The sequence below is a fragment of the Methylobacterium mesophilicum genome, assembly GCF_036441335.1.
In the GTDB taxonomy this organism is placed as follows: domain Bacteria; phylum Pseudomonadota; class Alphaproteobacteria; order Rhizobiales; family Beijerinckiaceae; genus Methylobacterium; species Methylobacterium mesophilicum_B.
On the sequence record NZ_MLBW01000036.1, the window covers coordinates 82,561 to 94,804 of the forward strand.

At 72.9% G+C, this 12,244-nt stretch carries 13 protein-coding genes and 2 pseudogenes; 6 read left to right on the forward strand and 9 right to left on the reverse strand.

Features of this window, described 5'->3' with window-relative positions; genetic code table 11:
- Window positions 1-143: 143 nt before the first annotated feature.
- Window positions 144-557 carry a DUF4864 domain-containing protein gene (locus MMR14E_RS27765; RefSeq protein WP_331318807.1) on the reverse strand — a complete coding sequence of 138 codons (414 nt, stop codon included), beginning with the start codon at window positions 555-557 and terminating at the stop codon, window positions 144-146.
- 463 nt (window positions 558-1,020) lie between these two features.
- Here MMR14E_RS27765 and rutA point away from each other — a divergent pair, with 463 nt between their 5' ends.
- From rutA to rutD, 4 genes are all read left to right on the forward strand, one after another.
- A complete protein-coding gene (gene rutA / locus MMR14E_RS27770) occupies window positions 1,021-2,115 on the forward strand; it encodes a pyrimidine utilization protein A (RefSeq protein WP_331318954.1) in 1,095 nt (364 codons plus the stop codon).
- 35 nt (window positions 2,116-2,150) lie between these two features.
- Window positions 2,151-2,912 (forward strand): pyrimidine utilization protein B, encoded by a 762-nt coding sequence (gene rutB / locus MMR14E_RS27775; RefSeq protein WP_419539452.1) that lies wholly within the window; start codon window positions 2,151-2,153, stop codon window positions 2,910-2,912.
- A 114-nt stretch (window positions 2,913-3,026) separates the two neighbouring features.
- A complete protein-coding gene (gene rutC / locus MMR14E_RS27780; protein ID WP_020093352.1) occupies window positions 3,027-3,413 on the forward strand; it encodes a pyrimidine utilization protein C in 387 nt (128 codons plus the stop codon).
- Window positions 3,410-4,192 carry a pyrimidine utilization protein D gene (rutD, locus tag MMR14E_RS27785; protein ID WP_331318958.1) on the forward strand — a complete coding sequence of 261 codons (783 nt, stop codon included), beginning with the start codon at window positions 3,410-3,412 and terminating at the stop codon, window positions 4,190-4,192. Before rutC ends, rutD begins: the two co-directional genes overlap by 4 nt.
- Window positions 4,193-4,199: 7 nt before the next feature.
- Here rutD and MMR14E_RS29410 read toward each other — a convergent pair whose 3' ends face one another.
- The gene (locus MMR14E_RS29410) at window positions 4,200-4,328 is read right to left on the reverse strand and encodes a hypothetical protein (protein WP_419539453.1); all 129 of its coding nucleotides are present in this window, start codon (window positions 4,326-4,328) and stop codon (window positions 4,200-4,202) included.
- 40 nt (window positions 4,329-4,368) lie between these two features.
- On the opposite strand from MMR14E_RS29410, the pseudogene MMR14E_RS27790 reads away from it, so the two are divergent.
- Window positions 4,369-4,623 (forward strand): annotated as a pseudogene (locus MMR14E_RS27790) (S1C family serine protease); the annotation flags it as partial.
- Between the two features lie 611 nt (window positions 4,624-5,234).
- Window positions 5,235-5,954: a CatB-related O-acetyltransferase gene (locus tag MMR14E_RS27795; RefSeq protein ID WP_331318809.1), complete on the forward strand. Its 720-nt coding sequence runs from the start codon at window positions 5,235-5,237 to the stop codon at window positions 5,952-5,954.
- An 89-nt stretch (window positions 5,955-6,043) separates the two neighbouring features.
- Here MMR14E_RS27795 and MMR14E_RS27800 read toward each other — a convergent pair whose 3' ends face one another.
- The 7 genes and pseudogenes from MMR14E_RS27800 to MMR14E_RS27830 all read right to left on the reverse strand — a co-directional run bounded on the left by MMR14E_RS27800 (window position 6,044) and on the right by MMR14E_RS27830 (window position 12,208).
- On the reverse strand, window positions 6,044-7,246 hold the full coding sequence (locus tag MMR14E_RS27800) for a Zn-dependent hydrolase (protein ID WP_331318810.1): 1,203 nt from the start codon (window positions 7,244-7,246) through the stop codon (window positions 6,044-6,046).
- A gap of 51 nt (window positions 7,247-7,297) precedes the next feature.
- On the reverse strand, window positions 7,298-8,725 hold the full coding sequence (gene trmFO, locus MMR14E_RS27805; RefSeq protein WP_331318811.1) for a methylenetetrahydrofolate--tRNA-(uracil(54)-C(5))-methyltransferase (FADH(2)-oxidizing) TrmFO: 1,428 nt from the start codon (window positions 8,723-8,725) through the stop codon (window positions 7,298-7,300).
- A gap of 104 nt (window positions 8,726-8,829) precedes the next feature.
- Window positions 8,830-8,976, reverse strand: coding sequence for a DUF1127 domain-containing protein (locus MMR14E_RS27810; RefSeq protein ID WP_012318555.1), 147 nt, complete (start codon window positions 8,974-8,976; stop codon window positions 8,830-8,832).
- A 316-nt stretch (window positions 8,977-9,292) separates the two neighbouring features.
- A complete protein-coding gene (locus tag MMR14E_RS27815) occupies window positions 9,293-9,562 on the reverse strand; it encodes a GCG_CRPN prefix-to-repeats domain-containing protein (RefSeq protein ID WP_331318813.1) in 270 nt (89 codons plus the stop codon).
- Between the two features lie 202 nt (window positions 9,563-9,764).
- Window positions 9,765-10,739 carry a S1C family serine protease gene (locus MMR14E_RS27820; protein WP_331318814.1) on the reverse strand — a complete coding sequence of 325 codons (975 nt, stop codon included), beginning with the start codon at window positions 10,737-10,739 and terminating at the stop codon, window positions 9,765-9,767.
- A gap of 111 nt (window positions 10,740-10,850) precedes the next feature.
- Window positions 10,851-10,958 (reverse strand): annotated as a pseudogene (locus MMR14E_RS27825) (VOC family protein); the annotation flags it as partial.
- Window positions 10,959-11,227: 269 nt separating this feature from the next.
- Window positions 11,228-12,208: a transporter gene (locus MMR14E_RS27830; protein ID WP_331318816.1), complete on the reverse strand. Its 981-nt coding sequence runs from the start codon at window positions 12,206-12,208 to the stop codon at window positions 11,228-11,230.
- Between the last annotated feature and the right edge of the window lie 36 nt (window positions 12,209-12,244).

The following is a 12,244-nucleotide window of genomic DNA, read 5'->3' on the forward strand; positions in this document are numbered from 1 at the left end:
GAGCCGACATGACCCGAATCATCGCCCTCGCGGGCGTCGCGGCGCTGCTGTCCGGCACCGTCGCCTTCGCGCAGGCCCCGCCGCCGCNGGCGGCGGGCGCCCTTCGGGGAGCGGTCTCGGGCGCGCGGTCTCGGGCCGCGATCTCAGGCGCGCGTGCCGGGCGCCTTGGTCAGGCGGCAGCCGGTGATGCGCCACTGGCCGTCCGCGTCGCGGGCGAGGCTGTACTCGGCCGTCCAGTCGACGCCGTACTCGTCCTGGATCGCCACCGACTGGACCACGCCCGCCGCGTCCGTGTCGTGCGCCTCGCCGAACACGAAGCTGCGGTGGCGGTAGACCGGACGGTACTGGTTCCGGACCATGCCGATGAACAGGTCGGCATTCGGGAACAGGTCCCGGATCCCCGGCGCGGCCTGCTCGTAGGCCGTCTGCGCGTCGTCGCGGCCGAGCGCCTGCTCCTGCTTGGCGATGACCGCACGGGCCGCCGCGCGCCCCGCCTCGTCGGCTGCCGCCGGCCCCGCGAGGCCGAGGACGAGGAGCAGGGCGGGCCACGCGCGCATCGCTGTCACTCCGGCAAGGTCCGGCAAAGTCCGGCAAGGTCCGCCAGTGTCGGACCGAGATCCATCATCGTCACGGGAAGATGGTCTCCGCCACGCCCACGACAATGTTCGTGATCGGTCCGTGATCGGTCCTTGATCGTGCCGACGATGATCGCCGCGCCGTCACCGGTCCTCGCGCCGCGCGGACGTCGCGGCGGTCAAGCGCGGTGGAGCGCGTCCCGGCGGACGGGCGCGGCCGGTCGGGACGCGCGCACGGGTTGGGCAGGCATCGCGCCCTGGTTGTGCAAGTCGCTGGAAAGATGGGCATTTTCGCGACCGACGGGCGGCGCGGGTTTGACCCTCCGCCGCTGTTTTGCGAGCCTCCGGGCGTCGACTCGGTTCCGGGGGAACCGACCGGGCGGAGCGCGGGACGATGATGCAGAGCCACGCGGACGACAGCGCCGATGCCCGTCCGGCACCGGCCATGAGCGTCGGGGTGTTCATCCCGATCGGCAACAACGGCTGGCTGCTGTCGGAGAACGCCCCGCAGTACCGCCCGAGCTTCGCGCTCAACAAGGCGATCACCCTGAAGGCGGAGGGTTACGGGCTCGACTTCGCCCTGTCGATGATCAAGCTCCGCGGCTTCGGCGGCAAGACCGAGTTCTGGGACCACAATCTCGAATCCTTCACTCTGATGGCGGCGCTCGCCGCCGTCACCACCCGGATCCGGCTGTTCGCCACCGCGGCGACCCTGTGCCTGCCGCCCGCCATCGTGGCGCGCATGGCCGCGACCATCGACTCGATCTCCGACGGGCGCTTCGGCCTGAACCTCGTCACCGGCTGGCAGAAGCCGGAATACGACCAGATGGGCCTGTGGCCGGGCGACGAGTATTTTGCCAAGCGCTACGATTACCTGGCCGAGTACGCCCAGATCCTGCGCGACCTGTGGGAGACGGGCGCCAGCGACCGCAAGGGCACGTATTTCCAGATGACCGACTGCCGGCTGAGCCCGCGGCCGCAGGCGCCGGTGAAGATCATCTGCGCCGGCCAGAGCGGCGCCGGGCTGGCCTTCACGGCCCAGTACGCCGACCACAATTTCTGCCTGGGCAAGGGGCTCAACACGCCGACCGCCTTCGCGCCCGTGGTGGAGAAGCTCGCCGAGGCCGGCGCGCGGACCGGGCGGCGGGTGACCGCCTTCGCGCTGTTCATGATCATCGCCGACGAGACCGACGACGCCGCCATGGCGACCTGGGCGCACTACAAGGCGGGCGCGGATGCCGAGGCGATCGCGTGGCTCGGCGTCCAGGGCGCCGCCGACACCAAGTCCGGCAGCGACACCAACGTGCGCCAGCTCGCCGACCCGACCTCGGCGGTGAACCTCAATATGGGCACCCTGGTGGGCAGCTACGCCAGCGTGGCCGCGATGCTCGACGCCGTCATGACCATCGACGGAGTGGAGGGCGTGCTGCTCGTCTTCGACGACTTCCTCAAGGGCCTCGACGACTTCGGGACCCGGATCCAGCCCCTGATGCGGTCGCGCCGGCACGTGACGGCGGCGCCGCTGCCGGAGGTCGCCTGATGGACCGCCCGATGGACCGCCCGATGGATGACCCGATGGATCGCCCCGCCGGCTACCGCGACGCCCAGGGCCGGCACGGCGGCGTCGTCCTGCCGGCCCGCCCGGAGCCGATCGCCCTCGATCCCGCGACCACGTTCCTCATCGTGGTGGACGTCCAGAACGCCTACGCGAGCCCGGGCGGCTACCTCGACCGGGCCGGCTTCGACGTGTCGGGCACCGGCCCGGTGATCGCCCGGATCGCCCGGGCGGTGGCGGCGGCGCGATCCGCCGGCATCCCGGTCCTGTGGTTCCAGAACGGCTGGGACCCGGCCTATGTCGAGGCCGGTGGCCCGGGCTCGCCGAACTGGCACAAATCCAACGCCCTCAAGACGATGCGGCGGAATCCTGAAGCGAACGCGCAGCTGCTCGCCAAGGGATCCTGGGACTACGCGCTGGTGGATGCCCTGAATCCGGAGCCCGGCGACATCGTGATGGGCAAGCCGCGCTACAGCGGCTTCTACAACACGCCCCTCGACAGCACCCTGCGGGCCCGGGGCGTGACCACGCTGGTCTTCACCGGCATCGCCACCAACGTCTGCGTCGAGTCGACCCTGCGGGACGGGTTCCACCGGGAGTATTTCGGGATCGTGCTGGCCGACGCCACGCACCAGGCCGGGCCGGAGAGCCTGCAGCGCGCGGCGCTCGCCAACATCGAGACCTTCTTCGGCTGGGTCTCGGACGTCGCCGCTTTCGAGGCCGCCCTCGGGGCGTCTTCACACGCCGGGATCGATAGATCCGGCGGCGCTCTGGCCGGATAAGTGCATCGCGCCCCCCGCCGGTGACCGGCGGGGAGCGCGAGGACCGCCGCGACGCGGCCTCCCGCGCGGCCTGCCCGGCCCGGCCGACAGGTCGCGCGCGGGAGGCGCAGGGGAATGCCCAAGCAGGTCGTGATACCGCCGGGAACCGGCAAGCCGCTGGCCCCCTACGTGCCGGGCACCCTGGCCGACGGAATCCTGTACGTCTCGGGCACGCTGCCGCTCGATGCGGAGGCCAACGTGGTCCATGCCGGCGACGCGGCGGCCCAGACCCGCCACGTGCTGGAGACCATCCGGGGCGTGGTCGAGGCCGCGGGCGGCACGATGGACGACGTCACCTTCAACCACGTCTTCCTGGCGGACTGGGCCGACTACGCGGCGATCAACGCCGTCTACGCCGAGTATTTCCCGGGCGAGAAGCCGGCGCGCTACTGCATCCAGTGCGGCCTCGTGAAGCCCGAGGCCCGCGTGGAGATCGCGGCGATCGCCCATATCGGCCGCTGATGGGCCCGCTCCACCACGCGGTGGCCGGCCCGGCGGGCGGCCGGCCGGTGTTGCTCTCACCGGGCCTCGGCGGCGCGGCGGGCTACTTCGCGCCGCAGATGGCGGCCCTGACCGGCCGGTTCCGGGTCGTCACCTACGACCATCGCGGCACCGGGCGCTCGCCCGGCCCGCTCGCGCCGGACCACGACATCCCCGCCATGGCGCGGGACGCGCTCGGGGTGCTGGACGCGGCCGGGATCGACCGGGCCGACGTGGTCGGCCACGCGCTCGGCGGCCTGATCGCCCTCCAGATGGCGCTGGACGCCCCCGGGCGGGTCGGGCGCCTCGCGGTGATCAACGGCTGGGACGCGATGGACCCGGCCACGCGCCGCTGCTTCGCGGCCCGCCGGGCGATCCTGGCCGGGGGCGGCCCGGAGGCCTACGTGCGGGCGCAGGCGATCTTCCTGTACCCGGCCCCCTGGCTCTCCGCGCAGGCCGAGCGGGTCGAAGCCGACGAGGCGCAGGCGCTGGCGCATTTCCCCGGCGCCGAGACCGTGCTGACCCGCATCGCCGCCCTGGAGCGCTTCACCATCGCGGACCATCTCGGGTCGATCGGCCACGAGACCCTGGTCATGGCCGCCCGGGACGACGTGCTGGTGCCCTACACCCGGTCCGAGCGGCTGGCGGCGGCGCTGCCCAACGCCCGGCTCGCCCTCGCCCCGGAGGGCGGCCACGCCCACAGCGTCACCCGGCCCGAGGCCTTCAACCGGGCGCTCCTGGACTTCCTGGACCGGGACTGAGCGCCCGCTACGCCCGCAGCGCGATCATCGGCAGCACCACCGCGTCGAGGGCGGCGGCCAGCACCGGCAGCAGGGCCGGCCAGCGCAGGGCCGCCGCGGTGCCGATCCGCCCCCGGGCGAAGGCCAGGATCAGCATCGGCGCCAGCGGCAGCAGGTCCCGGACCTGCACCCCGCCGAGGCCGCCCNACATGCCGCCGCCGCTGGCGATCGGCACCTCGGCCGATCTCAAGGTCGGTCAGTCGGCCTTCGCGATCGGCAACCCGTTCGGCCTCGACCACACGCTGACGACCGGCGTCATCAGCGCCGTGCGGCGGCGCATGCCGACGAGCGAGGGCCGGGAGCTGTCCGGCGTGATCCAGACGGACGCGGCGATCAACCCCGGCAATTCCGGCGGCCCGCTCCTCGATTCCGCGGACCTCGCGGTGACGGTGCGGCCGCACGTCGAGCCGGAGCGGTCGGTGCGCGCGACCGCCCTGCAGCGGCCCGGCCGAATCCGCCGCGTCGCCGTGCTCGGCGCGATCAGCGCCACGAAGGGCGGCCTGTTCCTTCAGGCGCTGGCCACCGACGCGCAGGACCGGGACCTGCCGCTGCGCTTCGCGATCGTGGGCTACTCGGACCCGGCGCTGGCGATCGGCCTGGAGGGCGTCGGGGTCGCCCAGACCGGGCGCTATTCCGGCGACCACGAGGCCCTGGACCTGGTCTGGCGGCTCTCGGCCGACCTCGTGCTGCTGCCGGCGATCTGGCCCGAGACCTACTCGTACGCGCTGACCCTGGCCCTGCGCACCGGCCTGCCGGTGGCGGCCTTCGACCTCGGCGCGCCGGCCGAGCGGCTGCGCGCCTACCCGAACGGGCACCTGCTCCCCGGCGCGCTGGCCGCCGATCCGGCTGCCTTCAACGACCGCCTGCTCGCCATCGACGTCTCGGCCGCGGGCCGGCTCACCGTGCCGATCCGGGCGGCCGAATACGGCGACCTGATGGGCGACTATTACGGCCTGGACCCGGCGCCGGCCGGGACCCGACACCCCAGCGACGAGGACGCCGCATGATCTCCGTCAACGAGGACATGAAGCAGGAGATGCTGCGCCGCGGCATCTCGGTGCTGCACCCGGCCCCGTTCGGCCTGCCGGAGGATTGCGTCTTCGAGCCGCCGTGCAGCATCAAGTGGATGGGCGTCGATTACTGCCTCACCATGGGGGCGTTCTCGTACGCGGTCAGCGGCTACTATTTCGGAGCCGATATCGCCCGCTACTGCTCGATCGGCGAGAGCGTCCAGGTCGGGCGCGGCAGCCACCCGGTCCAGTGCGGCTCGACCTCGCCGCTGTTCTACACGCACCACTCGGCCGTGTTCGACCGCCTCGACCCGCGGGCGGAGGATTACGAGATCTCCGGCCCGTATCTCTGGCCCAAGCGCGTGCGCATCGGCAACGACGTCTATATCGGCCACGGCGCCTTCCTGATGCCCGACATCACGATCGGCGACGGGGCGGTGATCGGCGCCATGGCGGTGGTGACCAAGGACGTGCCGCCCTACGCGATCGTGGCCGGCAGCCCCGCCCGGATCGTGAAGATGCGCTTCCCGGACGCGCTGATCGAGCGCTACCTGAAGGTGCAATGGTGGCGCTACGCCTTCTGGGACCTGCGCCAGTGCTCGATCACCGACCCGGAGACGTTCATCGACGCCGTCGAGGAGCGGATCGCCGGGGGCATGCAGGAATACCGGCCTGAGCGGATCTCGATCCAGTCGCTGGTGCCAAGCGCCTGAGGTCAAGCGCCTGAGGTCAAGCGCCTGAGGCCGGGGGCCCGCCGGAGCGCGCCGGGCGTCCGCGGCGGCGCGCTCAGCCCGCCAGCACCTCAGCCCGCCAGCACCCGCGCCGCCGCGTCGCCGAGGGCCCGCACGCCGAGGGCGAGGTCGGCGTCGCTGGTATCCTCCGCCCAGTGGTGGCTGATGCCGCCGATCGAGGGCACGAACAGCATCGCGGCCGGCAGGATCCGGGCGACGTTCTGGGCGTCGTGCCCGGCGCCCGACGGCATCACCTGCCACCCTCCGGGGCAGACGCTCTCGGCCGCCTCCGAGAGGGCGCGCATCAGGGCCGGGTCGCAGGGGGCGGGGATCGCCTTCGCCAGGGCCGTCAGCGTGGCCGGGCAGCGCTCGCGCCGGTTCGAGTCCCGCACCAGCGCCTCCAGGCAAGCCTCCATCCGCTCCAGCACGGGCATCGCCACGTCGCGGAACTGGAAGTAAACCTCGGCCCGGCCCGGGATGATGCTGAAGCCGCCGGGATCCAGGGTGATCCGCCCCGTCGTCCAGGTGCTGCGCGGCCCGCAGACCTTCGGGAATTCCCGGTCGATCGCCGCCAGCAGCCGCACCGCCGAGAGCCCCGCGTCCCGGCGCTCCGCCATGGTGGTGCCGCCGGCGTGGTCCTGGTTGCCGGCGAAATCGATCCGGAATTGCCAGATCGCCACGATGCCGCTCACCACGCCGAGGTACAGGCCGGCGGATTCGAGCTGCGTGCCCTGCTCGATATGCATCTCCAGGAAGCCGCGGTAGCGCTCCGGGTCGAGCCGCGTCCGGGGCAGGCCGGCGAGGCCGGCACCCGCGAGCGCCGCGCGCAGCGGCGTGCCGTCGGTGCGGTTGCGGGCCTCGTCGATCTCGGCCTCGGTCAGGTCGCCGATCGCCGAGCGGCTGCCCAGGAAGCCGCCGGAGAAGTGCCCCTCCTCGTCGGCGAAGGCGACGACGTCGACGGGCAGCCCGGCGCGGGCCAGCGCCACACCGGCCACGACGCCCAGCGCCCCGTCGAGCCAGCCGGCCTCGTTCTGCGTCTCGATGTGGCTGCCGACCAGCAGGTGCGGGCCGGGGCCGCGGTGGCGCCCCAGCACGTTGCCGATCCCGTCGATGGAAGCGTCCAGGCCGCAGGCCTCGAGCCGGGCCATCAGCCAGCGGCGGGATTCCATGTCCGCGGCCGAGAAGGTCGGCCGGTGGACGCCGGAGCGGAACCGGCCGATCTCGCGCAGCTCGTACAGGTCGGCCAGGAAGGCTCGGGTGTCGATCGCGGTCATGGTGCGCCCAGGATGATGAGGCCTCGGGCGGTGCAAGCCCCGTGCGGCCAGCTATTCCGCAGCCGCAGGTCTCGCCGCACCGTCCCGCGCGCCCTCCAACCAGAGAGCGAGATCGGCCCGGGCCCGGTCGGTGAGCGCGCGCTTCTTCAGCGCCGCCTTCTCGGGCCCGCGCAGGCGCCGGCCGGTCTCGTTGCGGGGGGCCCGCTCGAGCGGCGGGAACAGGCCGAAATTGACGTTCATCGGCTGGAACGAGCGCGGGGCGTTGGCCTCGCCGTCCGCCATCAGGTGGCCGCCGGTGATGTGGGCGATGAGGGCGCCGAGGGCCGTGCTCTGGGGCAGGGGGGCGAGCGCGCCGCCGGCCGCCTCCGCGACGGCGAAGCGGCCGGCCATCAGCCCGACCGCGGCGCTCTCCACGTAGCCCTCGCAGCCGGTGATCTGGCCGGCGAAGCGCAAGGCGGGCCGGGCCCTCAGCCGGAGGGTGGCGTCGAGGAGGCGCGGGCTGTCGAGATAGGTGTTGCGGTGCAGGCCCCCGAGGCGGGCGAACTCGGCCCGCTCCAGGCCGGGGATCATGCGGAAGACCCGCACCTGCTCGGCATAGGTCAGCTTCGTCTGGAAGCCGACCATGTTGTACAGGGTGCCCAGCGCGTTGTCCTGGCGCAGCTGCACGATCGCGCAGGGCTTGACCAGCGGGTCGCGGGGGTTGGTGAGGCCGACGGGCTTCATCGGCCCGTGGCGCAGGGTCTCGGGGCCGCGCTCGGCCATGACCTCGACGGGCAGGCAGCCGTCGAAGTAGGGCGTGCCCTCCCACTGCTTGAAGCCGATCTTCTCGCCCGCCACGAGGGCGGCCACGAAGGCGTCGTACTGCGCCCGGGTCATCGGGCAGTTGAGGTAGTCCGCGCCCGTGCCGCCGGGTCCCGGCTTGTCGTAGCGGGACTGGAACCACGCCACGTCCATGTCGATCGAGTCGCGGTGGACGATCGGCGCGATCGCGTCGAAGAAGGCCAGCGACTCGGCCCCGGTGAGCCCGCGGATGCCCTCGGCCAGCGCCGGAGCGGTGAGCGGGCCGGTGGCGACGATGCAGGGGCCCCATTCCTCCGGCGGCAGGCCCTCGACCTCCCCGCGGACGAGGGTGACGTTCGGGTGCTGCTCCAGGGCGCGGGTCACCGCGGCGGAGAAGCCCTCGCGGTCGACCGCCAGCGCCCCGCCCGCCGGCACCTGATTGGCGTCGGCCGACCGCATGATCAGCGAGCCGAGGGTGCGCATCTCCTGGTGCAGCAGCCCGACGGCGTTGCCCTCGGGGTCGTCCGACCGGAAGGAGTTCGAGCAGACGAGCTCGGCCAGCCCGTCCGTCCGGTGCGCCTCGGTGCCCCGCACCGGGCGCATCTCGTGGATCACGGCGCGGTGCCCGGCTTCGGCCACCTGCCAGGCGGCCTCGGATCCGGCGAGACCGCCGCCGACGATGTGGATGGTCTGTGTCATGTCTGAGAATAGCGAAGGACCGCCGTCCGGATCAACGGGCGGCGGTCCTTCGAGACGGTCGTCTCGGGCGCTGGGACTCGAGCGCCGCGTCTCGGGCGCTGGGATCAGACGCGGGCGACGCCGCGGATCTCGCTGCGGTTGATGCCGAGATCGGCGAGATCGCGGTCCGACAGGCGGGACAGCTGCGAGACGGTGTCGCGGTACCGGAGATAGGCGCGGACGCGGCTCAGGACGCTACGGGCGGCGGACATGGTGTGCTGTGACCTCTGTTCGGGCAGACGATGGCGCCCCATTGCGCATCGCTGCCTCTTGTTGGTGCAACGCACATATAATCCCGCCGCAGCGCAGCAGGAGTCGTAAGGTCAAGCATCAGACCTGCATAAATTGCATGAGCGGCTTAAGAAACCGGCAAGGTTTCCGGATGGTCATTCTTTGTGCGCATGCAGGCCTTCGCGCAGAGGGGCGCGGAGGTGCGCTCAGACCCGCGCGGGCGTCCCGCACGCGCGAAGGGCGCCCCGCCGGTCGGCGGGGCGCCCTTCGTGCCGTCGCGAGCGACTCGGGCGGCGCTCAGTAGAACGGGCGCGGCCCGTAGAAGCCGTAGGGCCGGTATAATGGGCGCGGCCGGTAATAGCCGCCGTACCCGCCGTAGTAGATCGGGCGCCGCCAGTAGCCGTAGGGCCGGGGGCCCCAGTTCGGCCGGCAGATGCCCCAGGGATTGGGATGGAAGCCGGGGCCGCAGCCCCCGGCCGCCTCGGCGGACCCGGCGAGCCCGAGGCCGCCCGCGACCGCGGCGGCCATCACGAGCGCCTTCGCGCGCGGCGCGCTCAGAATCGTCATGACTGGATCTCCTCAACGCTTCCGGCGGATCGGGAGCCGGTGGCTGCAGATTCGGTCCCGCCACCTGAACCGTCGCTGAGCCGCAGGTTGTGTCCGGTACAGGCCCGCGACGGCACCCGCGGCCACGCCGCTCACCGCGCCCGGGTCGCGCGCAGAGGGTTGCGCACCGAGGGTTGCGCGCCGCCGCCCCGGTGCGGCGGGCTCAGTGCAGCGAGGGCGTGCGCAGGAACCGCTCCCGATCCGCCGAGACGAGGGCGAGCTTCACGCCGCGTCCCTCGCGGCGGATCGTCAGGGGGACCCGCACCCCGGCCTCGCCGAGGGCCCAGACGCTGCGGAACAGGGCGGCGAGATCGGCCACCGGCTCGCCGGCCACCGCCTCGATCACGTCGCCGGCCTGGAGGCCGCCGGTCTCGGCCGGGCCGTTATCGGCGAGGCCCATCACGACGATGCCCTCCTCGCTCTCGGTGGCGTAGAGGCCGAGCCAGGGGCGCGGCGGACGGTCGGCGCGCCCGCGCGTGGCGAGGTCCTCGAGGATCGGCGTCAGCAGGTCGATGGGCACGACCATGTTGATCGGCCGCGCCGCGCCGGCGCCGCCCTGCTGCAGCTGCAGCGAGCCGATGCCGAGCAGGTCGCCCTGGGGACCGATCAGGGCGGTGCCGCCCCAGTGCGGGTGCGCGGGGGCGGTGAACAGGGCCTCGTCGAGGACGTACTCCCAGTAGCCGGCGAATTCCTGCCGGGCCACGACCTCGACGGCGACGCAGCGCTGGCGCCCGCCCGCCCCGGCCAGCACGGCCCGGTCGCCGGTCTTCAGCCCGGCCGAGCGGCCGAGCGGGAGGGCCGGCACGCCGAGATCGCCGAGCGCCTGGACCAGGCCGAAGCCCGTGGCGGCGTCGAAGCCGAGGACGTGGCCGGGCACCGAGCGGCCGTCCCGGGTGGTGAGCCAGACGCTCTCGGCCTCGGTGACGAGGTAGCCGATGGTGAGCACCAGCCCGTCCTCGCGGATCACCACGCCGTTGCCGGCGCGCTCGGTGCCGAGCGTCTCGGCCGTGAACGCGCTGTCCGGGATCCGCGCCGACAGGGCCAGGACGGCGGAGAGCGCCCGGTCGAGGTCGTAGCCGTAATCCGCGGGCCTGGGCTGGGCCTGCGCGGGGATCTTCCACTCGCCCTGCGTCGCCATGACATTCCTTCGGCTCGTCCGCCTGCGCCCCGGTTCGGCCCCGGAGGCGCGCCATCGGCACACCATAGGATGTCCGCGCCGCCCGCGTCACCCGCGGCCGGCTGCGACCCGTGGCACGGGCCCGCGCGCGGCGGGGAAGGTCGCGGCGTAGAACTCCGCGGCCTTGTGGGCCTCGCCGCGGTCGAACCACAGGCAGGTCGTCAGCTTGTCGCTCGTCATGGCCGGACGCTCCTCANTTCCTTCGGCTCGTCCGCCTGCGCCCCGGTTCGGCCCCGGAGGCGCGCCATCGGCACACCATAGGATGTCCGCGCCGCCCGCGTCACCCGCGGCCGGCTGCGACCCGTGGCACGGGCCCGCGCGCGGCGGGGCCGGCGCAACGAAAAACCGCCCGGCGGAGCCGGGCGGCGCGCCGTCCCGGAGGACGGCCTGTCGGGGATCCGGGAGCCCCCGCCGCGCGGCGGCGGGGAGCCCGGTGTCCCGGGAGGGTCTCAGTACTTGCGGACCAGCGGCGCCGGGATCGGAGCGGCGGCCGGGGCCGGCGAGTAGAGCGGCACGATGAACCGGATCCAGCCGTCAGTGGAGTAGTCGCTGCGGGTGCGGCCGAAGGCGTTGGCGGTCTGCAGGCCGGTCACGACGTCGCGGGCGACGTAGGCCTGGACGGTGAAGATCTTGAAGTCGTAGCCGATGAGGCCGCCGATGGCGAAGCGGCCGCGGTTGCCGGCCGCCGCGCTGGCCTGGCTGATGTCGAAGTTGTAGGTGCCGTAGGCGATCGGGCCGATCTCGAAGTTGCCGAACTTCTTGGTCGCCGTGAGGTCGAAGTTCAGCGAGTCCGACAGGCGGATCGGGCCGATGGCGGCGCCGACCTGGCCGGGGAAGCGGCCGGGCGAGTCGTAGATGTTGGCGGTCAGGTTGGCGGTCAGGTTCCAGCCGTCACCCGTGTAGCTGCCGGCGACGCCGAAGCGGTAGGTGTTGGAGGAGAGCTGCGGCAGGACCGGGGTGGCCGTCGCGCCGGTGGGCGTGATGATCGAGCCGCGGTCGCCGTTCAGGTCGTTCAGGTAGGCGCCGCCGAGCAAGCTGACACCGAAGTTGTTGCCGAGGTCGAAGGCCCAGATGCCGCCGACGAAGGTGCCGACGTTGATCGAGATGTCCTTGTTGCGCACGCCGGCCGGGTTGCGGGTGAAGGCGAACACGGTCGGGGGCGCCACGAGCAGCTCGACGCGGCCGCCGAACGGCACGAACGGGGTCGACCAGACCAGGACCGGGATGTTGACGGCCGTGTCGGGATCGTTCCGGCCGTCGGTGCGGCGGTAGGTGAACGTGTTGATGGCGTAGAGGCCTTCCGGCAGCGGCGCGCCGACCGCGAGGCCGACCTGCTCGCCGGGAACCGTCGTGGTCTGCGCCTGCGCGATCGTCGAGGCCATGCCGACCGTGAGCGCGACCGTGCCGGCCGCGAGCCAGTTCTTCATCATTTTCTCATTCCTTCCCAAGGTCACACGGCGTCCGTC